At 63.7% G+C, this 25,972-nt stretch carries 10 protein-coding genes and 4 pseudogenes; all 14 read right to left on the bottom strand.

The genetic code is table 11. The features are described 5' to 3' along the window. Positions 1–102: 102 nt before the first annotated feature. The 14 genes and pseudogenes from BAY1663_RS00865 to BAY1663_RS00805 all read right to left on the bottom strand — a co-directional run bounded on the left by BAY1663_RS00865 (position 103) and on the right by BAY1663_RS00805 (position 25,813). The gene (locus BAY1663_RS00865) at positions 103–1,218 is read right to left on the bottom strand and encodes an LPS O-antigen chain length determinant protein WzzB (protein ID WP_128576007.1); all 1,116 of its coding nucleotides are present in this window, start codon (positions 1,216–1,218) and stop codon (positions 103–105) included. A gap of 26 nt (positions 1,219–1,244) precedes the next feature. Continuing rightward, on the bottom strand, positions 1,245–1,847 hold the full coding sequence (locus BAY1663_RS00860) for a LysR substrate-binding domain-containing protein (RefSeq protein ID WP_164838414.1): 603 nt from the start codon (positions 1,845–1,847) through the stop codon (positions 1,245–1,247). A 212-nt stretch (positions 1,848–2,059) separates the two neighbouring features. Next, positions 2,060–2,569, bottom strand: coding sequence for a hypothetical protein (locus tag BAY1663_RS23180; RefSeq protein WP_128576005.1), 510 nt, complete (start codon positions 2,567–2,569; stop codon positions 2,060–2,062). Then, positions 2,566–3,509: pseudogene (locus tag BAY1663_RS00855) on the bottom strand (peptidylprolyl isomerase). Before BAY1663_RS00855 ends, BAY1663_RS23180 begins: the two are co-directional and overlap by 4 nt. A gap of 4 nt (positions 3,510–3,513) precedes the next feature. Continuing rightward, the gene (locus BAY1663_RS00850) at positions 3,514–4,005 is read right to left on the bottom strand and encodes a YbjN domain-containing protein (protein ID WP_037037124.1); all 492 of its coding nucleotides are present in this window, start codon (positions 4,003–4,005) and stop codon (positions 3,514–3,516) included. A gap of 56 nt (positions 4,006–4,061) precedes the next feature. After that, positions 4,062–4,712: a hypothetical protein gene (locus BAY1663_RS00845; protein WP_051497045.1), complete on the bottom strand. Its 651-nt coding sequence runs from the start codon at positions 4,710–4,712 to the stop codon at positions 4,062–4,064. 29 nt (positions 4,713–4,741) lie between these two features. Beyond that, positions 4,742–6,438, bottom strand: a pseudogene (locus BAY1663_RS00840) (putative porin). Positions 6,439–6,480: 42 nt separating this feature from the next. Continuing rightward, a complete protein-coding gene (locus BAY1663_RS00835; protein ID WP_037037110.1) occupies positions 6,481–7,224 on the bottom strand; it encodes an energy transducer TonB in 744 nt (247 codons plus the stop codon). After that, the gene (locus BAY1663_RS00830) at positions 7,221–7,646 is read right to left on the bottom strand and encodes a biopolymer transporter ExbD (protein ID WP_037037108.1); all 426 of its coding nucleotides are present in this window, start codon (positions 7,644–7,646) and stop codon (positions 7,221–7,223) included. Before BAY1663_RS00830 ends, BAY1663_RS00835 begins: the two co-directional genes overlap by 4 nt. Positions 7,647–7,658: 12 nt before the next feature. Beyond that, positions 7,659–9,554, bottom strand: a complete 1,896-nt coding sequence (locus tag BAY1663_RS00825) for a DUF2341 domain-containing protein (protein WP_037037105.1) — start codon at positions 9,552–9,554, stop codon at positions 7,659–7,661. 37 nt (positions 9,555–9,591) lie between these two features. Further along, a pseudogene (locus BAY1663_RS00820) lies at positions 9,592–11,270 on the bottom strand (ShlB/FhaC/HecB family hemolysin secretion/activation protein). A gap of 815 nt (positions 11,271–12,085) precedes the next feature. Further along, positions 12,086–12,373 (bottom strand): hypothetical protein, encoded by a 288-nt coding sequence (locus BAY1663_RS00815; protein ID WP_037037103.1) that lies wholly within the window; start codon positions 12,371–12,373, stop codon positions 12,086–12,088. Between the two features lie 32 nt (positions 12,374–12,405). Further along, positions 12,406–13,032, bottom strand: a complete 627-nt coding sequence (locus tag BAY1663_RS25765; RefSeq protein WP_051497048.1) for a transposase — start codon at positions 13,030–13,032, stop codon at positions 12,406–12,408. Positions 13,033–13,114: 82 nt separating this feature from the next. Beyond that, a pseudogene (locus tag BAY1663_RS00805) lies at positions 13,115–25,813 on the bottom strand (filamentous haemagglutinin family protein). Positions 25,814–25,972 lie beyond the last annotated feature (159 nt).

Raw genomic sequence — 25,972 nt, 5'->3', positions numbered from 1 at the left:
TGGTGAATGAATCATGAGCTCGTTTTCCGGACTGACAGCGCCACCGTCAAGACGGTGGTGCACCGGAAGCCAGCCATTTCACAACGGAGTCATCCAACGCATCTAACCAGTTGCTCTTCTGCACGGCGCGCGATCCGAAACGAAGCAGGCCCTGGATTCCGAAGAGCCTGCTGATGCCACTTCCGTGCTGCATGTTTCGGACCGTTTAATCCACAAGCTTCTCAGCAATGCGATGAATACGCCGAGCATGCCCCCCAACACCAGCCCCAAGGCCAGTATCATCCCGCGCTTGGGGCTGACCGCATCCGGCAGGGCTTTTACCGCCCCATCGAAACGAAACACCGAAAAGTCGTCCTCATTCAGGCGTACCTCGTCGAGAACACTCAACTCCTCTTCGAGAACCCGTAGTTCATCGATGAAAGGTTCATCGCTGGCCCTCGCTTGCAAGGTTTCCATTTCCGCATTCAAGGCCCTGCTGCCGCGCATGTACATCAGATCGCCTTGTAGAGGGGCTGTCGTTGCTCCGGAGATAGCCGGAGGTTCGACGATGCCCACCGCCTCGGCAACCGACAGGGCCTCCTGAAGCTGCATGAGCCTATCTGCGCGCCGAACCTCGGCCGTTCTTTTCATAACGACAATCTGGCTCCTTAAAAGGCTCTTCCTGCCTTCGATCACCTGTCGAGCGTCGGCGATCAGTTCTTCCTTCGCATACTTTCCCGACAGTTCGATGTATTGCTCCAGCCATCGAGACGCCCTCTGGACGTCACCATCCGAAAAACTCAAGTAATACCGCTGGGGCTGGTTCTTGTCGGTCTTCATCGAAAGCGACTTGGAGAACTTCCGATACAGACTCAGCCGTATATCGTCATGAGTATCGCTTGCGATCTTAGGCAGATAGATTCGATCGAAGAAGTCCTGTTTCAGTTCGTCGGAAGCCAGACGACGAGTGAATGTCTGATAGATCTTCTCCGCATCCGCAGGTGAGTTCAGGGATGCCTTAAGCCCCTTGTTCAATTCCGCCACTTGGCTGAGCGTAGGAGGAACGACGGATACGCTAGCCTCATAGACTGAAGGGCTGAACAGCGCATACAGCCCAGCGACCGACGTCACGACAGCGGTACAAAGCGCAATTACCCACCGTTGCCCCCACAATGCCCTGGCCAGCTCGACAAGATCGATCTCATCGGTCCCGGCAGGCGCTGCATTCATTTCTTTCATGTCATGCCCCACTGCAACGGACGAATTCAGAACAATCCCCGTCGTTCATTGAACGCACAGAGAATCATGTCGGCGATCGCACTCACGTCAGGACGGCAAGAAGCGTCCGGACTCACTGCTAGCCACGCCTGGACCTCCATCGTGCCCGGCAACAGATCCGGTAATGCCAGCAGATTCCTGTCCAGCCTCGGGACGTAATAGGGCATCAGCCCCAAGCAGGCCCCCCACCGGACCAGCTCCCTCATCGTTCCATACGACCTCAACGTGGTGACACCGGCCCTACGCTGGTTTACAACCCGGTTCCAGGGGGCCAGCGAAGGAACCGTCGCGTAGTCCTGCAACTGAACCAGCATGAATTTCTCCAAAATCGTCCTGTCGCTCCGGTGCGCCCTTCCCCGGGCATAACGCTTGGCGACACAAGGCACGTATTCGAGAGTGCCCAGGGGCCTCATGGTGAAGTCCGAGCGGTACATACGAGGCAGGACGCTCTCAGGCCAACGCAGCCAAACGAGAATATGCGCGTCCTCGGGCTGCGGGTTGAACGGATTGTCCAATGGCAGCAGCTCCACCCGGGCCTGGCGGTTGGCGCGCAGGTAAGCGATCAGGTCGCGGTTGACGATGTCGTGCAACAGCGGCTCCGCTATCGCCACACGAACCAGAGACTCCATCGCGAACGCCTGGGAATCATGCCGCTGCCTTACCTGCTCCTGCTGTTCCATTGGTACCAGGTAGCGCCCGTTGCCCGGCCCCCATACCCTGTCCTCGCCGGACGGTATGGTTCTCTCCGATAACGACAATTTCAAATACTCCTTTCGCCAGCACATGCCAGCACTGCCACCTTTCAAGATCCAAGCGAAGGTGCCGGATGGTGCCGCGCCCCCTGACACTTCGGTGTCAGGGTGATCATCAGTTCGATGGGGGAAGGCATGTCCGGCGGTGACGCCGGCAGTGGCCGCCCCATGACGATTCGGCGTAATTGGGCATCGGCTCGCCGTGACCCGAGCGGTTCGAAAACAGCGCGGCGCACGTAGCCATCAACCCCAATCCAGATCCGCATCGATACCGATATGAAGGACTTTTTTTCGTCGAGATCCAGCAGTTGCGCATGGAGGAATGCATGGAGCTGATCGACCGTTTCATCATCTTCCCGCAATCGCTCCTGCAGCTGCTCACCGACCACCCATGCATAGTCTCGCCAAAGCGACTCGTTCTTAGCTGGGCGCTGCAAAGGCAGCAAGCGCTCACGTAGCCCCCGCCACCACCCGGATCTCCCATTCGGGCCGTCCGAACTTTCGACATAAGCGCCAGCGATTTCAGCTTCACGCAGCACGGTACTTTCCGAATGCGTCATCGGGCCGGCTCCAGGACCTCGCTCAATGCCGCACCGTCGATACTCAGCTGCACCGAGTTGACCAGCCCCTCCATATAGGCTTTGGCGATCTGCTCCTGGCGTGTAGCCTCAGCTTGGTTTGGAGCTGCATGCGAACCTCGTCCAGGGTCGCAGTTCGTGATGGCTGGAGATCCGTCAGCTTGAGGATGTGGAAGCCGGTAGCGCTTTGCACCGGCTCCGACACAGCTCCCACTTCGAGTCGAGCGAGAACCGGTCGAACCTCGGGCAAGAGCTGTTCCAAGTGACGCCTGCCGATATCGCCGCCCCGCTGGGCACTTTCCCTGTCCTGGGAATGCTTCGCTGCCAACTCAGCGAAATCGGTCTTACCGTCCTGGGCGCGCTTCGCCAGCTCGAACGCTTGCTTACGCAGGGTGTCGAGTGACTGGCGCCCATCGATTGCAAGAAATATCTGGCTGACATGGAACATCGCAGGGGTGACCCAGTTGGCCTTATTGGCCTCATAGACCGCGCGCAGATCCTCCTCGCCGGGGTAGTCGTCCGGCACCTGGCTAACCGAGTCGATATAGGTCCTCAGCACAATCTGCTCGGTGGCCGAGCGGATCATCTCCTGGATCTCCGGGCGCGATGTCCATCCTTGGGCGTTGGCCTGCTCGAGCAACCTTTTCTCGGCTAACCGCGAGCGCAGCCATTCATCGAGCGCCGGGCGGTTATCCCTCAACTGCTGGCGGGCCGCTTCCGGCAAAGTGGCCAATAGCGTCCGAAGCTCGCGGCCCTCGATATACTGATCGCCTAGCCGGGCCACCGCGTCCACTGGAGCCGATTGTTCCGTGCTGGCCAGCGCGACATGAGCGCTCTGATCTTCGTTCAGCAAGGTCACGGAAACAGCCACCGCGGCCAACAGCGCGATGCCGTAGCCAATAAAAACCGTACGCTTGTTCACCGTCTCAAGCCTCTTCTGGAGACACTTCAGCCGTGGAATCTGCCGTTTCGGCGGCTGGCGCCTGCTCGGCAGCGGCGTTGCGACTGTAATCACGCAGATAGACGATGAATTCGAGCAGCAGGCGATCCCACAACTCCAGGGTGCTACGCAGGTGCTTCTCACTGACCCCAGCGGCGACGATGACGTCCATTTCCATCACCAGGAATTCGCCTTGCCGGGACACCCGGGCAAAACGCCGAGAAGTGTTCCACTGCTCGGCCAAGCCGCTGGGAAGCTCACCTTGGATGCGTAGTGCGCAACTGAAGGTGTAATCCACATATGCGCCGGGTTCCACTGCCGGGTTGCCGAAACGCACCGCATACCCGATGCCCTGGCTGGCACTGAGCAATTGCACCACGTCGTTCTGTTCGGTGCGATTGACACGGTAACCTGCGGCTTGCAGTACCTCGCTCAGTTGCTCGACGGTAATGGATTCGATGAGATTGAGTTCTTTCATTTACCTGTTTTCCTTTACGAATTTGCTGACCGCCTGCTGACGGCCAACCACAGCGGTTATTGGGCAGCGGGCCGCATGGCGGCATCGAAGGTCGTCTTGTAGAGCTCATCGCCGTAGGTCTGCGCCAGCTCTTCGAACTTCACCCGGGCCTGGCCCGCGAAGGGCTGGCGAATCTGAACCACGTCGCCGATTCCCATGCGCTCATAGGCGTCGAGAATTTCCTTGGCCACGCCGTACATTCGCTCGTTCTTGAGAGTGCATTGCTGCACCTGGGCATCTCGCTCCTTCAGGCTCGTTTCCAGCGTTGCCCGCTCGGCTTCCGTGGCTCGCGCCATGACGAGCAGCTCCTGATAGGCCTGCTTGTGCTTGTCCAGCAGCTCGGAGCTTTGCGCCACATAGGCATTGGTGCGCTCCTGCAGCTCCAGTTTCTGCTCGGCGAGCTTGTCGACCTTCCCCTTGTTTCTTGACAGCTCAGCGGTCAACTGGTCGATCTGCGCCCTGGCTGCAGCCAGTTGGTTCTCGGCAGCAAGGCGGGCAGCACTGGCCTGCGCCTGCTCGCTCTGCAATGCCTGCAACTGCTGGGTCGTGCTGCGCAACTGCGCGCGCAGACGCTCTTCCATGCTCTCAGCCGAAGCGCCGGTGGCGAAAAGAACGCCGAGCGTCATTGCCAGGCAAGGAAAATAAAAAGTGCACGATCGCCTGTTCATGCTGTTCCTCCCATGAAGGTCAACGCGCTTCAGAAGCGCGTATTCAGCTCTAGTTGCAGGACATCGATATCGAACGGTGCCCCATAGACTTCCTCGGAACTGAGCCAGCGTGCGGTGCCGTAGACCCGCTCGGCCAAGCCGTAGTTACCTCCGATGAAGTAGCCCTTGGCATTGGTTCCGCCGAGGTGGAAGGTCGAATCGTTGAAACCATCTGGCAGTGCATCGGGTTGGATGTACTTGTAGCCGGCGAACAGGTTCCAATCGCCCTGCTTGCGCATGTCCAGCGCGTTGCCCAAGGTCATCTGCAGCATCCAGCATCGTCACCGCTCTCGATCTCGCCGTTCTCGTCCGTGTTGTTGGCGATGTTGGCGAGCCCGGCCGCACGCTTACGCATGTCCCCCTCGTCGTAGCCCAGGTTGTGGACATAGTTGAGATGGGTGCGCAGCTTCATGTCGTGGAACAGATCGGCGTCCCAGATCAGATTCAGGTCCAGCAGGTTGAACTCCGAGGCCAGACCGACATACTGCGGCTGGGGGGTTAGGCCGGGGCCAACCGTGCTATCTGGGGTGATGTTGCGCAACAGGAACAGCGTGTTACCTTTCTGCATGAAAGTGGGACGCTGGTCATCGCTGTCGCATTCCACATCTCCAGCCCAAGGCTCACACGGGCTGGAACGGCTACCCTCGATATCGTCGAACTGGTAGTAGGCCAGTGCGCCCCTGATTCGATGGCGCTCGTTGATCCGCCAGTTCGCTCCCAGTTGTGCGCCGTACAACCACTCGTTATCGCTTTCGTTCTTGTCGAAGCTGGCGGTGGACGAATCGGAGGTGTACTCGACCGGGAAAGCACCGAGCGTGCCGAACAACGACAGGCTGTCGTTGAATGGCTGATTGAAGATCGCCGCGATACCGTCGAAATTCAGATCGCCGGAATACAGCAGGTCGCTGGACAGGAACGGATTGGCTACCCGTCCGCCAGTGAAGGTCATCCGATCGGAGGGGCTGTAGGTGACATAGCCCTGGTCGAGCCACAGATCCTTCTTGCCGAATCCAGCCCCCAACGTCTGAGTGGTCGAGACCGGACTGGTATCCGAGCCGGTTCCGATGCGAATACCGGCGCTCCACTGCTCCGACAGTGACGCCTTGAAACCGAAGCGCGCCCGTAACCGCAGCAGGTTTTCTCGGTCCTCGCGGGTGTTCAGCAATGGCGGAAGACGGGAACCAGGGATAAAAGGGTTGACTTCATAGGGACCGTCGTCATTGAGCTGGGCGTAATCGACGATCACGTTGCTGTTGCTCCCCGAATAGAAGCGCGATTCATTGCGCAGCCGCACGTCGCCCTCGAAAGTGATGCGCGAGGCCCAATCCGGCAAGGTATCCGGCTGAGCCCAGTTCTCGGCCTTCGCCTGGGCCATCACCTCGTTCTTGACCTCGTCGCGAATCTGATCGCGAACCACCGCCGGAATATAGGGAACCCGCACATCACCCGGCTCCGTCGCCGGGCCCGCCGTACCAGCCGCCTGCCGTGCCTGCAGCGCCTCCGATTCGGCCTGCTGGATCAGTGCCTGCGCCTGCTCCTGCTGCAACACCCCCTGCTGCACCAGCAGGCGAATCAGGTTGATGGTGGCGTTTTGCGAAGGCGCCGGAGTCTGCGCCGAGGCCTGCCCTGCCATCGCCGCGATCACGACACCGACCGTCAGAGCCAGCCGATTCATTCTAGAATTCATTTCCGCACTACTCCTGATGTGACGTTATGTTTAGCGGCATGCTCAACTGGGCCGCCGACCTCGGAAATCGAGACGAACGGGAATGGTCAGCGAGGCCGGCGGGCGTTCCTGGAAGCGAGGCGCAGCGCGCAGCGTGCTCAGCAACTTCGCATCGAGCTCCTCGTCACCACTGGACCTGATCAGCTCGACCCGGGTGATATCACCCGCGGTGTTCAACCAGACGTCGGCCTGGATCCGGAAAGCCAGGTTGCGCAGCTCGGGGCTTTCACGCAGCAGCTTCTGGAACGCATACGAGAGGTACTGTTTGTAGGTGCCATTGCCCAGCCGTCCGCCCCCGGAACCAGACATCCCACTGCCCTTGCCCGAACCGATGTTGAAAGCATCCGATCCGGCCTGAGCGTCCGCATCCATCTGCATAGGGTCGGCCAGGTCGTCAGCCGGCGACGGTGCTTCGTCCTCCGGAGTGATCTGCTCCATTTCCGGCTCCGGTTCGGGCTCCGGGTCGACGACCTCTTCTTCCACCGGCTCTTCCGGCTCCGGTGGTGTTTCCGGCTCCGGTGGTGGCGGCGGTGGTGGTGGCAAGGGAACGATCATCGGAATCTTTGGTGCCTCGCGGCGCACACCGCTCATGTCGTTGGCCCACTGCCAAAGCAGCCAGCATGCCCCCGCGACAACCACTACCCCGGCGCCCCACTTGGCCAGCCGTGGCCATGGCCATGCGGTTTCCGAGCCCGGTTCGGCAGAACCGGGTTTGGGACTGTTGAAGGAATTAGGCGACATGTTCATCCCTGATTCGGTTTGCCGGTGACGAGCCCCACCTTGGACAGCTCGAGCTGTCGCAGCAGGTCAAGCACTTCCACGACCCTCTGATACTGGACGGCGGCGTCGCCGCGCACGATCAGGGGAAAGTCGGGATTCAAGGCCTTTTCCGTTCGCAGGCGATCCTCCAACTCGGCGAGAGTCACCGGATACGCGTCCAGGAACACCTGCCCGGCGTCATTGATGGATATCGCCTTGGTCTTCGGCTGCGAGAGGGAGACCGACGAACTCGCCTTCGGCAAGTCGACCTGGATTCCCGCAACCTGCGCAGTGGCCGTGAGGATGAACATCACCAGCACCACCATGAGCACGTCGACCAGAGGCGTGATGTTGATGCTGTCGACTGCTGCATCGTCATCGTCGTCGTGGACAGCATTCACAGAAGCCATGATTTCCCCTCCTCAAACCGTGGCATGCTTTGCCTCGACGCGCGCATCAAGGCGTGGCGGCAAGCCCGGCGTCTGGTCTTCACCATGCACCTCGGCCAGTCGGGTGATGAATTCGTCGACAAAGATCCGCATGTCCGCCCCCACTTCCTTGTTACGGGTGACCAGGCGGTTGTAGCCAAACAGCGCCGGAATCGCGACGAACAGGCCCATCGCTGTGGCGAGCAACGCGGCAGCCATGCCAGGGGCGATCGCGTTGATATTGACGTCGCCCGCCATGGCGGTACCGAGGAACACCACCATGATCCCGAGCACGGTGCCGAGCAGGCCGATGTAGGGGCCGCCGGCGATGGCGTTGGAGAGTGTGGAAAGCTTCGAACCGAGCGCTTGCAGTTCCCGGGTGCGCACACCGTCCATCGACGCACGGATCGCTTCGATGGTGGCGCCGGAAATCGCCGTAGTGTCCGCCCCCTGCTCGCGGCGGGTACGAATCTCGCGTACCGCCACGCTGTAAAGCCGCCACAACGGTGAATCCTCGAGGCGTTGCGGCAAATGGGGATCATCGGCCAGAAGTTCCAGGCGCGTGCCCACCCGTTCGAAAAGCTCCCGGAAGATCTCGTTGCTGTGCGAAACGCGCGCCACACTGCGGCTCTTGCGGATCATGATGATCCACGACTGGAACATCATCCCGACCAACACCGCGATAATCACCCAGGCGTCTACAGGCACGGCTTTGAGGAGAAAACCCAGGCTACCGAAACCGAATCCGGACTGTTCCTCGTCGACACCGTAGGCGACCAACTTGGATTCGGAACCTTGCGCGGATGCATCGGCAAGAATCAGCGCAGCAGGCCGTACCACCTTGGAGAAGCGCAACTCGTCCACCGCACCAATGAACGGCTGATAACGACTGGCGGCCATGGACGAAGCTTGTGCTTCATCCTGCCCGGACGCGTCCTCGGCAGCGGCGGCGCCTTGCCCCTCACCCTGCACAGTCGAATGCATGCCTGGCACATCGGCACCGATGGCAATGGCCGAGCTGAACCCTGGCAACGCCGATGCCAGGCTGGTCGCCTCACGACCGTTGACGAACAGGCTCAACAGACTGCCATCGGCCGTCAACGCCAGGTGTTGCCACTGGCCCTGGCTGATTGGCAAGCCTGGCTGGCTGCGCTGGCCGTTCACATCGATGAAGGGAACGCCCTGGCTCACACCCACCAGTAACGAATTGCCGGCCTCGCGGCGCGCCAGAATCACCCGCTCTCCATCGAGCTGATCGGCCCGTAGCCATGCGCTGAAGGTAAAGGTCGAATCCGGGCCGGTTGCCAGCGAAGGACTGGCTGGCAGCATCAGCGGCTGGCCGGCAAACAGCATCGAACGCCCGACGACGCCATCGATGAAGGTGCCGGGAACCGTCTGGGCGTGGTTGCCATAGGCCGTGGTATCGCGCGGCGGCGCCGAGGCGGCTCCATCGAAGTGGTACACCAGCGTGTAATCGGGGTCGAAGGCAAGTTGTCCGTTGCTCGTTGCCGGTGCCGCCTGGTTGCCGTAATAAAGCCAGATATCCTGGCGTTGCCCCGGATCCACCTGAGGCACATCGACCCAGATCAGCGCGATCCCCATCAACGGATCGAAGCTTTCGACCTGATGATTCAGCACCGTCTGATCATCGGCCGCGACGAAACGAATATCCGCGCCCTTTTCGCCAATGCCATCGAAGGTGAAGTTGCCGGTATGCAGGCGGACCAGCACCGGCGTACGCCCCAGGGGCTGTCCAAGAGACATGCCTTGCGGCGTGGTGTCGATCGAGATCTGCTTGCGATAACGCCAGTCGTCCTGCCACCAGGCGCTGGCGGTGGCCGGCAGCACGAGGCCCAGGCAAATCGTCATGAATAACATTAACCGTTGCATGAAAGTCTACTCCGAAGTCTGTCAGTGCCCGTGTTGGTCAGAAGTTCGCCTGCACGCTGAAATGCACGCGCGAGTCATGTTTCGAGGTATTCGGTCCGTCGAGCAGCGGTAACGCCCAGTCCACACTGCCGGAAACCCAATCGTTGAAAATCGCCCGTGTGCCCACGCCAATGCTGGCCAGGCTGAAGTCGGCTTCCTGCTCGGGCATTTCGTCCTGCAGGAACAGCTGAGCGCCATCGACGAATGCATAGAGGCGCCAGTCGCTCACGTAATCCCCGACATACTTGCCGAGCGACGGCGTACGCAGCTCCTGGGAAATCAGATAGCCGTCATCGCCCGTGGCTTCGGCGGCCAGATACCCCCGGACCGAGGTGGCTCCGCCGGCCGAGAACTGCTCGTTGGAAACCAGCGGGCCGGATGCCAGCTGAAAGCCGAAGGTGGTCGCCGACTTCCAGTCATCGGCGAAAGTCAGCGTGTACTGGGTATCGCCCTTGAGAACGGCGAAGCTGGGGTTCGCCTGGTAGCGCTTGTAGCGGAACTCGTTTTCATCGCTGCCGTAACCGAAGAAGCTCCGGGTACCGGCCACCAAGCTCAGGCCCAGGGAGAATTCGGAACGCTCGGAGAAACGGAAACCGCTATAACCGAAAGTCAGCGGGGCGTACTTGAGCGGGACCTCGTCGCGCTCGTCGCCGAACTCCATCGACTCATCGAAGTCCTTGAAGTCCACTCCCGCGGAAAGCGAGTGCGCCCAGTTGCCTGCCGGTGGCAGCGCATAGATCGCTGTGAGGCCATAGGAGTGCCCCTTACCCAGTACGTTGCTGCCACCGATGGTCGCCACGTCGCTGTCGGAGCGGAAGCCGGCGAAGCGCAGACTCCAGCGCTCACTCAGCGGAGCCGTATAGGAGCCTGCCCAGACTTCGGCGTTGTCGGTATCCTGGGGCGCGGTGAAATAGGTCAGCGACAGTGCATGGCCAAGCTGCCAGAGGTTGTTGTGGCCTACCGATACGGAACTGCGGAGCCGCTCCGTATCGGCGCTGTAGTCGTTGTTCAGCCCAAGATTGACGAACCAGGCTTCTCGTCCTCCACTTGCAGGTCGATATCCATGGTGCCCGGTCGCTGCCCCTCGCGAACCAGTGGCAAGACCTGACGCCCGGGATTGCGGTTGACCCGGCCGAGCTCCTCCTGGACTCGGGCAAAGTCTGGAACGGAGCCCTCCTCCAGTGCCGGGACATCGTCGAGAATCGCCACCGGCGAATAATGCTTGGCGCCCACCACCCGCACACGACCAACCCGGGTTTCCACCACCTGCAAGAAGACCACGCCACCTGCCACCTGCTGCTCGGGCAGCTCGATGAATACCGACTGGTAGCCCCTCTCCTGATAGCGCTCCTGCAAGGCATCACGCGCGCTCTCGATATCGGCCAGGCTGCGCCGCAGGCCGAGGAAGGGATACACCGCCGCCTCGATCTCGCGTGCATCGAGCACCGTATTGCCGCGCACCACATACTCGTTGATATCGACCAGACGAACCTCGGCTGGCGTATCGTCCGCCTGCGCGGCGGTACCAGCCTCTCCCGTCTCGGCCAAGGCCGGTACCGCCCACAAAGCAGCGGCCAGGCAACTCGAGACCAGCGACAGCTTCCCTGTGCCATCCGCCCGGTAAAACCTGCACAAATGCTCCACACAGCCCCCCTCAGGTCCAAATGGCCACGACATTTATCGCGAACCACCTTCTGTAAAACGGCCCTGTGAGAAGTCACAGTGCCAGCAAGCAATGAACAAACGTCGATCACTACCGCGAAGCCAACTTGTAGTCGTTGGTTTCATCGCCTTTACAGGAACCGCGGGATACCCGTGGAGTCCGAGCCGGTACAGTGGCCGGTACCAAAGACTCCGGGGTTGCGCTCGTTTCCCGTGTAGCTGATTCGTACCCTTCCAAGACGAGTCCCGATGCGCACAACCGAACTTTTGTAACCAAAACTTCATGTTCGAATCGTGACGTCTGCCCGCCGGCCGTTCGCAGGGCGCAGTGCGCCAGCAACGGCATGAACACCCGCCACAAGGGCGCGACAAGGAAAAAGGCCGGAGCGGTGGAGAGGCCGACCTCAGGGATGCATTTGTTTTCGCCAGCAAAGGCGTGATCGCTACGGAACGCGCAATCTCATGGCACAGTGGATGCCCGCCCCAGCGAGAGCGCGAGCGGCCTAATCACAGGCAGCGCACCGACTACCCGTCGCGCAGGGCAACAGTCGATTCACCCAAGAGTTGCGCCACGCAATGACGAACGCATGACAACACCGTGGGGAAGGTTTTCCGGATATAGATATAGCGAAGGGGCATGGCTCATGGCCGGAAGGAGAAAGGATTCGACCACTCAATCGGGTTTCGAACGGACGAAGCAGGCATCGATCGCCCTCGATGTTCACCACGGTTGGGCTTCAGCGCTTTACCCTGACCGCAACCTGCGGGTCGCTCGATTGTGAGCCGGCGGGATAGCTTCATACGATTTTCCTGCCCTACCGGCTACCCGCTCACAACCCCAGCATCGACTCCACTTCCACCAGCAGTATCTGGCGTAACGTGACCGCTTCCAGGGATTTGCTGTGCAGGGCGTCTTCGATTCGCCTGACGTCCCACGAGGTTTTAAGGTCGTGGCGCTTCATAAAGAACTCAACGAAATACAGCACCTCGTACCCCTCGCGCTTGTCAATCGTCGCCAGGTCTTGTCTCCTGGCATAGTCGCCATCACCCTTTTCGCGACTCCACACATAGCGATACGTATCCTGCTGAAGAAACCTTTTCGATAACCGGTCACCCACTGCATCCCTCTCTGTCGATTCCGATTGCCCAGCTACCCTATCGTCACGATCCGCCGCTCGCCCTCTCCCGGGCCGGTGTGCTTTCCCAGCCAGGCATGCAACAACGAAAAGTTCATCGACACCTCCGGCATCTGCAACAAGCGGTCGGAAAACACTTCGGCGATGATCCGCCTGATGAGATGAACCACATCCGGGCAGTCCAGCAGCGCAGCGATGTCGCGGTCGAACGCCGGAAAATCCCAGACTGCCTGGTTCAGGTGTAAACCCGCGAACCAGCGGAAGAGCAGGTTGTAGTTCAGTTGCTCGTGCAATTGATGCTCGCTCGGCACCGAATAGAGCAGTTGCAGCAGCAGTACGTTGATCAGGGTTCGGGGAGGAATCCGCATCTGCTGGGCGGTTGCCAAGGCATCGAGCATTTCAGCATGCTCGGCGACGATGTCCTCGATCTGCGGCCTGGCGAGCACCAGGTAATGATTCGGCTGGATATAGCTGGACACTTCCTTCAAGGCGTACTGCCATGCCTCCTGGGACACGATCCACACCCAGGGTACGCCGTAACGGAACACCGATACCGGCTTTGCCCTCGCCGCCTCGACCACCTTCGCCAAATGCTGGTCCAGCTCCTGCATCCCCACTTTATCGAAGCGCTCCTTACGCATGCCTTCCTCCATTTCCGTCCCCTGATGAGGCAGTGCCGCCCGCGAGGTCTCCTGCACGAAAACCTCACAGGTACGCCGCGCACTACAGGCTCAGCCTGCCCCGCTCCTCTTCGGTGAGCTGGTCCATGGCCCGCTCATCCAACTGGCCGGCACCCAGTACCTGCACACTGCTGGTAGGCCGGTAGCCCGGCGCGCGGCGGGCTTCCTCGCGGCTCGGTTCCAGGCGCTCATCGCCGAATCCCAGCACCTGCACGCTGAACACCGAGGGCCGGCGCTGGCTGCTGCCTTGGCGCACCACCTCGTCCACCACCTGGGTACCGTGGAGGCGGCCGAGCTGGCCGAGGTCAGCGCGCCGGTATTCACCGCCGCCACCACCGGAATACCGGTAGCCTCGCCCTGCACCTGGATGTTGGCTGCGTTCACCACCTGCAACGCAGCGATGTTGACGTTGCCCGAAACGCGAATGCCCGCCTCGCCAGCGTCGATGGTCCCCAGCGGCGCCAGCAGGTCGATGTCGCCCGGCGGCACCTCGGCGATCGGGTTGAGCGTGGCGATGCCTGCGCCGGTACTGGGCACCGTCGGCGACAGCGTGACGTTGCCCCAGGCGTCATAGACGCGCCGTGGCGGCGTATAGACGACAGTCGTCTTGGAGCCACGCCCGGCGTTGATGTCGCCCTCGGCCGACCAGGCCAGGATGTCGCCACCGAAGGTGGTCATGATGCGGCTCTGGCCCAGCAGAATGCTGCCCAGCGAATACAACTGGATGTCACCCTGGCCGCGGGTGATCACACCCGCCGTGGACGGCGGCGCCTCGCCCTCGACGCCGAGGGTCTGCGCGCCGCCCGGCGTGAGCATCTGGATGTCGCCGCCGACGTCGGTATGCACGCCCGCACCACCGTACATCAGGATTTCGCCGCCATAGGCGACAGGGTTGCCGGCCACGTCATGGCTGGGGAACAGCGCGGCGATGGCGTTGCGGCCTCGCAAGTAGCTACCAAGGCGCGGGCCGTCGGCGTCGTTGTATTCGCGGCCGCCTTCGCGCAGTTCGGCGAAGTACAGCTGGCGGGCGAAGATGCGCTGCTGCTCGGCCGGCAGCGCCGCGTAGAAGGCCAGGGCCTGCTCGGCGTCGCCGGCGAAGCCGTAGCGCTGTTCCAGCCACTCGATCAGCTCGGCCTCGTAGGTATATGCCACCTTGCCGTCCTGGTCGGCCAATGCCATGGCCGGGTCGGCCAGGTTGGCCGGGTCCAGGTAGCGGCGGGCGAAGCCCAGGTAATCGGCGCCATGCTCGCCGAAACCGGCCTGCATCACGATGCTGGCACCGGGCCGCGAATCGCCCGGCACCACCGGGCCGAGGCTGGTGACCGAAGCGCGGTCGGCCATCAGGATATTGCGCCCGGCGCTGATCTCCAGCGTGCCGGGGCCGGCAACGTTGAAGCTGCTGTAGAGAATGTCGCGCCCGGCCGAGACGATAGAAACGTCGTTGGGGTCGTTGTGGACGAAGAGGTTGCCGGTGCTGGTGCCGCTACCAGTGTTATTGGTCAACGTACGAACAATCGCCTGGGGTAACGAGGTCGACTCACCCAGCGGCGTACCCGAAGCGACGATATCGCGCCCGGCCATCATCCAGACCGGCCCGGCCGACTCGTACCAGGTCTGCCCTTGGCGACCGCCGAGCGTGAACTCGAGAATCTCGCCCGTACGCAGGCCGACGATATCGCCGTCCGCTGCATAGAAGCGCGCCGGTTCGGCACTGCCCCAGGCGGCGCCGACAGTGGTAGCGGGGCCGAAGGCGAACAGGCTTTGAGTTCCCTCTTGCCCGATGGGCCGAATGGCGTCGGCGGACAGGTTGCTGACGCCAATGGTGGTGGCATTCGTGAATAAAGCAAACGCGGGCTGCAGCGGTGTGGGCACGACATCGATGCCGGCCCCCGACTGGTTGATCGCGTAGCCGCCGGCATAGATGGAGTCACCGGCCAGCATCAGCAGACTGCCGTTGGACGAAGGCGCCAGCAGTAGGGAATCCGTGGTAGAAATTGAATTCGAGCCAAATGCGGAAGCGCCCATATAGATACTGCCATTGGCGGCGACGGTGCTGAGCTGGGAGGGGTAGGCAAAGCGACCGCCGGTGCTGGTGTAGTTGTGGGGGCCTTTGTCCGTCCGTTGAGCATCGCCCAGCTGTGTGCTGGGCGTCAGGTTCCCCCCGGCCGAGAACAGGTTGATGGCGGTATTCTCCGTCCACAACGAAAACCAGCTGACCGCGCCGCCAACGCTCACACCAGAGGGAGTGGCTGTGTAGTTGTTTCTTCCCGCCGTCGCGTACTGCCGGCCGTTGTAGTCATAGGTAGGTCCGGTCGGGGTCGACACCCGGCCCGGGTCGCCGGTGCCGGAGAGCACCAGGTCGCCCCGGGCATTCAGGCTGGCCACCGCATCACCCAGCATCAATACCGGGCCACCACTGGCGTTCCCTTTGGTAGAGGTAAAGGGATCGTAGGCGCGGGTTTCCTTGGCATCGTGGTCGAAAACGGTACTACCATATCTCAGCGCGACACCGCCCAGCGCGCCGGCATTCAATTGTAGGGTGCCGCGCAGGTTGGTCAGCACACCGGCAAGATTCATATTTTGCTGGTCACCTGTGCCAGCGTGCATGCGCGCCTGCAGGCTCGGGTTCAGGTCACCCCCGATGTGCAGGTTCAGGTCACCACCGCCGGTCAGCAACAGTTCGCCATCGGCGGTTACCCTGCCTGTGCTGCCTACCGCGAGGACAAGGCCCTGGCTGCGAGGGGCGTCGTTGGTCACGCTCCCGCGCGGCGCCAGCATGCCGGCATCGCCCGCGACATCGACAGTCAGGTTGCCACCGCCAAGGGTGCCGAAGCCGGTGAAGCCGACCAGTTCGGGCACCGATTCCACGCTGCTGTTCAGTTTGTAGTACGTATTGGTCAACTTGCCGCCCGGCACGTAGCTGCCGAAGTTGATCCACCAGCTCGTCGGCATCGGCTCCACGCCGGCGGTGTCGCCCGTGCCTGGCGCCAGAGCCAGTTGCCCAGGTGGGCGCTGGAAGACTGGCTGCGCAACTGCCGTGCCATCGCCTCGTCCAAAGGGGCGCTGACGCTCAGCATATCGCCGGTCAGGTCGCCGCCGGCGCGCACCATCAGGTTGCCGCCCTGGTCCGGATACCAGGCGGCATAGGTGCTGTTCGCCCCGCCATCGACCAGCGCCTCGTAGCCTGCGGCAATATCGGCCTCAGGATTGTTGCTGGTTCCCAAGTAGGTACCATCCCAGGCCTTGGCTCGCGGTTGGTCGAAAGCCGCTGTCTGGCTGCCCGCCCGCGATGCGGTGGACATGCCGGCGGTATAGGCCCCGTACAGCGACTGCATGCGCAGGTCGCCGCCGGCGATCAGATCCAGGTCGCCGGTGCCGGTGCGCAGTACGCTGAAGGCCTGGGTCGCCGGGTGGAGCGCGATCAAGTCTCCGCTGCCGCCGACGCTGATGCATTGGCCGGCTTCCTGTTCACAGATGTTGTAGCCCGGATCGAGCGCCCAGTCCGGTACTGGCGTGCCGGGCGTGTCATACCAGTTTCCATCCGCCCAGAGCCAGGAGACTTGCACGCATTGCCCAGGCTCCTGTTCGCAGATGTTATAGCCCGGATCAAGTGCCCAGTCCGGTACTGGTGTGCCGGGTGTGTCATACCAGTTTCCATCCGCCCAATACCAGACGCCTGCCGCGGCCACCTCCCTGAAATGGGAGTAATGTGTATCCGCCAGAGTCAACGACCCCGCCAGGCGATCAACCTTCACCGCACGGGTATCCGTTGCCTGGATATCGGCACCGGCGACGATGCGCATGGACCAGGACTGCGAGCCCTCCGGCAGCATCGCCGCCACCGCCCAGTTGGCGCCCTGGCGGCTGCCGTCGGCCGGGCGCAGCGGGATGGAGATGGCATCGTCTGGCAGCTTGACCAGGGTTTCCGAAGGAATCAGCGCGCCCCTCTGCAAGGCCAGGTTGCCAGCCAGGACCAGCTTGGCCGGCAGCGCCACGCCTTTCGGCCAGGTCATGGCGCGCAGCGTGGCCTGGGCCGGCAGCACGGTGCCAGCGTCTAGGCGGCTGCCGGAGGGCAGCGTCGTCGCCTCGCTCAGGATCGCGCCGGCGGCATGCAGCACGTTGCCGCTGGCATCGCGCACCGCCGCACGCAACACGGTACCTGCCGGCAGGGTCAGGGCGGCGTTGAGCACACCCTGCACCGGCAGTTGCGTGCCGGCAGCGAACTGCGTCACCCCAATCGGCAGGTCGTAGTTCAGCGTCTTGCCGGCGGCGAACTCGGTGCCATTGGCCAGGGTCACGCCCGGGCCAGGCACCACCAGGTCGCCGCCATAGGCGATATAGCCGGGGGTGAGCTGCCAGCCACTATCGTCCGGGGTTTCCGGCGGCGGGGCGAAGCATCGTTGATGCTGCCGTAGATCTCCAGGTCGCCGCCGGCGCGCATCACCAGCGCACCGACCTCGCCGGAGCCGTAGACGCCAGTGCGCTGGGTATGCGGGTTCAGGCTGGCATAGCGATGGCCGGACAGGTCCAGGTCGCCGCTGACGATCAGGTCGCCGTTCACCGTGGCGCTGACGATCTCCACGCCGGGACGCAGGTGGAAGGCGTCGGCATAGGCGGCGTTGTTCAGCCCCGCCAGCTTGTCGTTCAGCAGATCACTATTGCCCAACGCCGCATTGATAAAGGCCGTGCTGTCGGCATGCTTGGCGTCCAGGTAGGCCTGGTCGATCACCTGATAGGGCCGGCCGCTGGCAGCCGGATCGCTGCCGTAGACGGCATCGTCGTAGCGCTGCACCGCGTTCACCGCAATAGAGCGGGCGCCCTGGATGTCCAGGCTGCCGCTGGCATCGATGGCGACGTCACCCGCCGTGGCGCCGCCCAGGCGCGGGGCGTTCAGCTCCAGGGTGCCGCGGTCACGACCATCGTGCAGCGCCGGGGCAGCCGTTACGCGGGCATCGTCGGTGCCGTGGCGCAGATCGATGCGCGCGCCATTGGCCAGCGTCAGCAGGCCGTCGCCGGAGCTAAGCTCGACGATCGCCCGGTTGGGGCTGTCGATGATCTGGCCGTAGCTGTCCAGCCGCAGCAGCGTGCCGTGGGCGTCGAGTACGGCATTGCCACCTATCGCCAGGCCGTGCTTGCCGGCCAGGCGGATGCTGCCGACCCGCTCGCCGCTGGCGTCCACCGTACCGCTCACGGTGAGGCGCCCGTTGTCGAGCGATACATTGATCTCGTTGGCCTTGAGGCCGTCGCCAATGGCCAGGTCGCCCTGCTTGAGCTGGAAGCTGCGCAGGCCGAACACCTCGCCCTCGTTGAGACGCTGGTTCAGCGCGGCGAACTGCTCGCTCAGGCTTCCGCTACCGCCCAGCCGCTGGGCACGGATGTCCACGCCGCCCGCCAGGTGCGGCACCAGGGTACCGCCAGCATCGGTGTAGCCGCTGGCGCTGGCAAGAATCCGCCCCTGCAGGTCGACCACGCCGGCGCCCTCGCCCAGCGCGATGGCGGTCAGCCGCCCGCCCTGGTTGTACTCGGCGGACAGATCGATGACGGAACCGGCCGCCTGGCGGATATCGCCCGCGCGGCTCTCCAGGACCACGTCGCCGCCCCAGCTGTACTGGGTGGCCTCCTCGTCATCGAAGAATTCGACACTGCGTCCGGCCATGTCGATCAGCGCCCCATCGGCCAGGGTCAGGTCGTCTTCGGCGGTGAGGCTGAGCTTGCCGCTGGGCAGCACTACGGCGGTATCCAGAACGATGCGTTGCCCGCTCAAGGCCAGTTCGGCGCCCAGCGCATCCGCACCCACGACCACCTCGCCAGCGCCGCCGTCCTGGGGCGCGGCAACAGTAACGGCGCCGCCGGCGGTGATGCGGTTGACCGAGCCGGCCGCGCCGGAGATCAGCGGCGTGACAATATTCAGGTTGCCGCCGCTGTAGCTATGGCCCTCGCCCTCCACATAAGCGCCTTGGCTCTGGTACACAGCCAGGCTGCCCGTGTTGTTGGCGGTGATGCGCTCGCTGGCCGTGAGGTCGACATTGGCGAAACCCAGCGCCAGGCGGGCCAGGTCGTCCACACCGCTGGGCTGGGTGTAGGGGCCGTAGCCCAACTCGATGCGCCGCGCCTCGATGGCCAGGGTGCCGCTGCCGGTGCCGGCGCCGCCGGCAGCCACCGCGCCGGGCAAGTCGGCCGAGCCGTTCCAGATCAGGTTGCCGGTCTGGATCAGCGCTCGATCGCCAGCAGCGCCGTAGCCGTAGATCGCCGGGGTGGTGAGCATCAGGTTGTCCAGCCGCGACTCGCCATTCTCGTCGAGGGTGGACAGGGTCACCGATTCGTAGAAGTTCAGCGCATCGCGTGCGGTCAGGGACAGGGTTTCCAGCGCCGGGGCGCCGGTGCTGGTATCGCCTTGCAGCAGACGATTCATGACGTCCTGGTTGAGCGTCAGGCCGGACGTCAATGCGCCGCGGGCGCTGGCCGCAGCCAAGGCCTGAGCGGTGCCGACATTGATGCCAGCCATACCCAGGGACAGATGCCGGGTGCCGTAGCGCACTGAATCGGCCAGTTCGAAAGCAGCCTCGGTAGAGAAGACGATCGTGCCTTCGGAGTACAGCGTGGCTGCCCCGGCACAGGTCGTCTGCAAGCAGCCGCCGATCTTGACAGGGCTATCATAGGTAGGACTCTTAGTGGGTGCCGCGGCAATCAGCGTCAATTGCCCGTTGGAGACGGCTACCCCACTGATCACATAGAGGTAGCCGTCGGTGGAATCGAAGGGCGCCGGGCCCAGGCCCAGGGTATCGATACGGGCACCATCCTCGATGACCAGACTGCCGAGGTTGGTGGGGCTACCGCTGGACGTGGTGGTCAATACCACCTCGGGAGCCATCAATTGCGCACCGGAACGCATGACCAGGTTCTTCGCGCCGCCACCCATGCTGACGAGATTGGCCCCTTGCGGATTACCGCGCGTGGCATAGGTGAGGTTCATGTTGCCGACCACCAGGCGCTTGGCGCCCACGGCATTAAGATCATCGGCGTAGACGGAGACGCCCTGGAAGCCCGCCGTGGGCTGGGTGCCCGCCGCCAGGATTTCCAGGCTTTCGTTGGACAAACTGCCGGTGCCGACGGTCAAGGAGAGGGTGCCGTCATAGCCGCCCTCGGCGGCATCGAAGCGGCCGATCCCATCGAAGGAAAAGGAGACCGTTTCCTCACCGTTGTCGGCCAGGCGCAGGCGCAGGCGCCTGGCATCGGCTTCGATCATCGCGCGCGGTACGCCGATCAGTGCCGCGTCGGCGCGAACGAAGTCGGCATAGCTCGTTTCGTTGTACTGCGAGTAGCTGCGCAGCACGTCGGCCGGGGTCAGGATCAAATGGCTGGCCAGGCTGTCGCGAATGCCCGTGCCGGCTATGGAGAGGACGCCGGATGTCGACCAGGAGCCGTTGCGCATGGCCGCCGCGTTGGCGGCCGCCGCGCCCTGCCCGGCCAGGCCATTGACCTCCACCCGGTAGGCACCGGGCAGCAGTGCATAGGTAGAAGGCAGCAGCGTATAGGTGCCGGCTGGCAGCCCGGGCACACCGGCACCGAGGGTAACCTGCTGGCCGACCAGCGGATCCACCGCGCCGGCCTCGCCGCCAGCCGGCGCCGCTACGGCCTGCACGCCGGGGACGATGGCATACACCGGGTTGCTGCCCAGGCCAGGCAAGGTGAAGCCATCCGGCCCGATCTGCACCAGCGGGTGGTAACGGGCATCGGTGGAGCCGCCACGGCCGGAGACGAAGGCCGCGCCGGTCAGCTCGCCGCCGCCGGAAAGATCCAGCACGGCGCCTTCCTGCACATCCACCGCTTGCCCACGCAAGGTGATGCCGCTGGCCCGCTCTTCTCCTATGCCCACCAATTCGATTTCCTGGCCGTTGTATTCCCAGGTCACGCCATCGACAGTGCCGCCATAGGGCATGACCAGGCCCGCACCGCTGGCGGACGTGAGGCTGCCCGGCAGTAGATTGACTGCCAGCGGCCTCTGGCTGCTCCATTCATAACCCACGACCAAGGTACCCAACGGAGCACGCACGACCCCGCCCTGGTTGATCGTCGCGGCGCCCAGGCTCAGGCTGCCGAACGCCGAATAGGGCACGCCGGGAATGGTCTCGGTGGTGCGGGCCAGGCTCAGGACACGCTGCGGATCGTAGGCGACACCACGGCCTCGATAACCCGCGTGTACCTCGGCAACGGCCCCGGTGCCGGGGTAGATCTGGGCGGCGGCCAGCAGCAGGTCGCCCGGCGTATACAGCACCGTGCCGCCAGTCTGCGTCGCCGCCAGGAAGCGCAAATCGCCGCCACTGACCAGTTCCATGTCATCGAACCCGCGCCGGTCCACTAGCGCCGGTAAACCCTCGGTCACAGCCGTACCACCGCGCACACCAACGTTCAGGATATCGCGCAGTTCCAGCAATTGGCCGGCGTGCACCTGCAGACTGCCAGCCGGCGCCTGGCTGGAAATGCCGGCTTCTTGCCCACCCTGTACCGTTGGATGTATATAGCTGCCCTCCCTGCTGGTCGGGCCGCCGTAACCCGCCAGGCGCACATAGGGTGCAACCAACTCGACGCGGGTGTCGTCCGGCGCCTCGTCGGCCAGCCCCAGCACGCGAGCATAGAGATTCAGGGACTGCCCCATGGACAGCGCCACGTCACCGTCGAAGCTCAACAACCCATCGCTGGCCAGGGTCAGGTTGTCGAAACCGCCGGCCTCGACCTGATCCACACCCAGCCGGCCATGGCCGTAGACCAGTTGATCCGCCGCTTCGCCGGCATCGATGCCGGAGGCCAGTTCGCTCTCGCCCTGCCGTTGGCTCAGCACCAGTTCGCGCGCCTGGCGTACCCGCGCACCTGCGCTATCGGTGCGATAGAACGGCGTATCCAGTACCGCCGTCAGGCTGCCACCCGAGGCGCCCGCGCCACCCGACGCCGCGCGCAGCGTGCCGTCCAGGTACAGGCCGTTGGCCGAGGCCAGCGATATGCCACCGCCAGCGCTGGCCACGTCCACCGCGCCCAGGCCCGGAATGTCCAGCACCGCGCTGGCGCCCGAGGCATCGAGCAGGGCACCCTCACGCACCACCACGAACAGCTTGTCGGCGTCGATCGTTGCCGTCGCGGGATCGAAAGCACCGCCGATGACGATATCGCCGCCCGCATCGACGATGCCGTAGCGGCGCCCCTGGGCATCGACCGCGGTAGCCGCCCGGCCGGCCACATCCAGCACCGCCTCTTCGCCGATCCAGATCGAACGGCCATGGCCTGTACCCTCCACTGGCTCGCTGATAGTGTCCGGCAGTTCCACCGCGCCGAGTACGATCTCTCCGCCCCAGGCGTTGAGCGTACCGTTCACGGTCAACTGGCCGATGCTGTCGATAGAAATGGACTGACCGGGATCGACATCGATCACGGCGCCCCGGCCGACCTGCGCCGCGATCGTGGCCATATCGCTGGCGCTGGACAGCGCAGTGCCGGCCTGCAGACTCAAACTGGCGCCGCGGCGTTGGGTGAGCACGCCGGCGGCCGGATCCTCCAGGTACAGTGGCGGCGTCCAGATTTCCAGCGCCGCGGCCGGCGTGTTGCCCGTGGCGCTAACCAGGGCGCTGTCGCCGAAGCGGTATACCGGCATGGTCACATCGACCCGGGTATCGTCGGCAACGGTCACGCCCCGGTTGCCGACAATGTCGTAGTGGCTGAAACCCTTGTCGAAGAAGTCACCCGGCAATTGCAGCGTGCCCGCCTCCGGTGTGGCAGCCTCATCGCCGATCAGGACTTTGCCGGCCTGCAAACGCAAGGTGCCGCCGCCGTCCACGCCATAGCCGCGCAATTCGCCCTCGAGGCTCAGTTCGCCAATGCTGCCGGCAGTGGCGGCATTAGCTGCCAGAGTGATATCGCCGCCCTTGCCGCCTTGCCGCTTGCCGTCGGCCAGCAGCGCCGCGCCGGAGGACACGTCGATCAGACTGCCCTGCGCCAGGGTGGCGTCGCCGCTGCTGCGGATCGATACGCTACCGCCGCCCTGATATGGCAAGTTGGCAATATTCTCCGGCTCCAGCAGCAGGTTGCTCCAAAGGCCGCTGGCGTCCAGCGCCACCCCTTCGGCCACCGTAACGCCGGCCGTCGTACCGGACGGCGCGGACAGGGTCGTGTCCTCGATACGGGCGTTAGCGCTCACCTGGTTGAGCACGTTGCCCAGGCGGATGGTGCCGCCATGGCTGGTCAGGTCAGCGTTGACGTTCACCTGCGGGCCGTACAGGGTGATCTCACCAGCCGGCCCCACACTCAGTTCGCCGTCGACCGTGATGCCGTTGCGAGCGGCGATCTTCACGCTGCCCAGTTCGAACCCACTCAACTGATCGCTATCCAGATACAGCGTACCTTCGCGGTCTTCTGGCAATACGCTGTCCAGTTCCAGCCCGGCGGCGATCTTCTGCGACGCGGTACCCAGGATCACGTCCTGGAGGGTGTTGGCGGTGGCCGTCAGGCCATGCTGCAGCGTACCGCTGTCCTTGACGTAATAAGGGGTGTAGCTACCCACTACCAGGTTCGCGCCACGGGCCACCGCTTTCTGCGACTGGTGGTAACCGTCCAGCCCGGCCTGCGCCGCCTGGGTCTGGCGGTCGCCCTGGAAGGTGTCACCCACCAGGGTGCCTTCGAGTACCGCGCTCTTCGTGCCGATCACCAGGGTACCGGCGTCGCGGCCCACCGTGTAGCCGGCCTCGAAACGCTGGCGCGGTGCGATCAGCGGGTTGTAGTAATAATCCGTCTGGCCCCAACGTGCGTGCACATCCTCATAGCCCTTGTAGAGGCCGGTATAGAGGATGTCGCCGGGAGCCCTGGAGAGTTCGTAGAGCTTGCCGTCGGCACCCTTGAGCCAGGTCTGCTGGATGTAGCCGTCCTGCACATCCAGGGTGCCGCCGGAGAGGTTGATCTGCGAGCCGCCCTGGGTCACCACCTCGCTGCCGGTGAAACTCACCGTGCCGCCCTGGGCCATCCATTCACCCGCGCTGTGACCCGTAGTGCCGAGGTAGCCGCCCACTTCCAGCAGGCCGCCGGCGGTATACCAGCGATCTGTCTCATAGCCGTTGGTGCCGGCCGGTACGAATACCAGGTCACGCACGTCGACCCAGACGTCATTGTTGTTGAGGCTGCCGTCGTCACGGTTGACCGAGGCGTCACGCTGTTCGTTACCCTGGATGTTGACCTTGACGCTGTTGGACTCCATGGCCACCTTGACACCGGTGGCGCCGGCCACGTCGATCACCGCGCCGTCGCGCACCAGCGCGCGAGTGCCGGCATTCACCGCCACCTGGCCGCCAGTGGCCAGGGTGATGGAACCGTCCTGGAAATCCACCGTGCCACTGCTGGCGATCTCGACCAGGGACTGGTCGCGGCGGTATTTGTCGGCCGCTACGATGTTCTGGTCGTCCGCAGACGTGTCCACCGCCGGCGCCAGCAGGCTGTCGCGCTGGCTGTCCAGGGCGGTGGCGTCGCTGTCTTCCAGCAGGATGGCGGTGGTGGCGCCTTCGCCCAGGGTCACCTTGCCATTGGTGCCGTTGGCTGTCAGGTGCACGGTGCCGCGCAGATCCACCGAGGTGCTGGCCAGGGCCACACCGTTCTGCTCGACCTGGTTGCCGGTCAGGGTGATGTCCCCGGTGGCGGCCTGGAGCAAGCCGCTGTTGCGGACGCTGCCGGAGCCCGTGGCGGTGATTTCGTTGCCGCGGGTGGTGGAGGCCTGGTTGCCGTCGGTGGCCTGGCCCTTCTTGATGATGAAACTGTCACCAGCGGCCAGAGCCGTCTGGCCCTTGGCGGTGGCGATGCTGCCGGCGTTGTCCACTTCCTTGCCCAACAGCAGCACGTAGCCGCCGCCGGTGGTGGAGTTGCCGGGTTTGGCGGTCTCGATCAGCGCGCCCTGCTCCACCGTGACGGCGCCGCCGGCACTGGTGAAAGTGGCCGCGTTGTTGGCGCCATACAAACCGTTGTTGGTGAACTGGCTGTCGCTGATATTCGCCGCCGCGGCCACCAGGTTGCGTACGTTGACCTGGCTGGTGCCGCTGAAGACCACGCCGTTGGCGTTGGCGATCATCACCGTGCCATCGCCCTTGATCTGTCCCTGGATCTGGCTGGGGCGCGCGTTGGGATCGTTGACGCGGTTCAGCACCGCCCAGTCGGCCTGCTGCTGGAATTCGACCGTGGTGTTGCGCCCCACGTTGAAGGTTTCCCAGTTGAGGATGGCCTTGTCTGCGGTTTGCTCGATGCCGACGTGGGTCTTGCCATTGGCCTGGGTCTGCACCGGGCCCTTGGCATTCTGCCAGGCTTGGTCGAAGGGCATGGAGCCGTCGATCTTCAGGCCTCCCTCGCCCAGGCCGTCCGGCACGGTCGGCACCTGCGCGAAGGCCGCTTTACGGCCGGCAGCCTGGGCAGCCTGCTGCGCGGCGATGGCGGCCACGGTGTTGTTCATGTTGGTCAGCGAACGTTGCAGCTGCTGGTTGACCTTGGCCTGCTGCGCCAGCGGCGGCGGTGTGCCCGGCAGTTGCGCACCAGCACCAGGACGTGCCACACCCGCCGCCTGCGTCGCGCCCTTGGCCGCGAACCATGCGGAGCTGAACGCGGCCGGCGCCGCCTGGGCACTGCCGGCGAACAGCAGCAAAGCGATTGCCTGCGCCAGGGGCTTGAGGCGCAAGACAGGCGTGACGGCATGCTGGGTTGACTGGTTTTCGCGGAGGCGCATCACTACAGATTCCTTTTCCTGGTTCGCGGAACGGCTTGCAGGGAACGCTTCCCGCCTGCCTTGCTCATACGCCTTAGGCGGTTACAAATGCCCGCGACCGAACTTTTGTCACGCAATCTTCATGTTTGTTGGGGTGGGTATCAGAGGGGCGGCGGCACT

Origin of the sequence: Pseudomonas sp. BAY1663 (genome assembly GCF_000582595.1) — a bacterium.
Classification (GTDB): domain Bacteria; phylum Pseudomonadota; class Gammaproteobacteria; order Pseudomonadales; family Pseudomonadaceae; genus Stutzerimonas; species Stutzerimonas stutzeri_AF.
The sequence above is the reverse complement of the archived record's forward strand: the minus strand, read 5'-3'. Positions and strand labels throughout refer to the sequence as shown.

Excerpts from the sequence above, each read along its gene's own strand:
- BAY1663_RS23180 (WP_128576005.1), bottom strand. The coding sequence starts at position 2,569 with ATGACGCATTCGGAAAGTACCGTGCTGCGTGAAGCTGAAATCGCTGGC.
- BAY1663_RS00845 (WP_051497045.1), bottom strand. The coding sequence starts at position 4,712 with ATGAACAGGCGATCGTGCACTTTTTATTTTCCTTGCCTGGCAATGACG.
- BAY1663_RS00835 (WP_037037110.1), bottom strand. The coding sequence starts at position 7,224 with ATGAACATGTCGCCTAATTCCTTCAACAGTCCCAAACCCGGTTCTGCC.
- BAY1663_RS00850 (WP_037037124.1), bottom strand. The coding sequence starts at position 4,005 with ATGAAAGAACTCAATCTCATCGAATCCATTACCGTCGAGCAACTGAGC.
- BAY1663_RS00830 (WP_037037108.1), bottom strand. The coding sequence starts at position 7,646 with ATGGCTTCTGTGAATGCTGTCCACGACGACGATGACGATGCAGCAGTC.
- BAY1663_RS00865 (WP_128576007.1), bottom strand. The coding sequence starts at position 1,218 with ATGAAAGAAATGAATGCAGCGCCTGCCGGGACCGATGAGATCGATCTT.
- BAY1663_RS25765 (WP_051497048.1), bottom strand. The coding sequence starts at position 13,032 with ATGCGTAAGGAGCGCTTCGATAAAGTGGGGATGCAGGAGCTGGACCAG.
- BAY1663_RS00825 (WP_037037105.1), bottom strand. The coding sequence starts at position 9,554 with ATGCAACGGTTAATGTTATTCATGACGATTTGCCTGGGCCTCGTGCTG.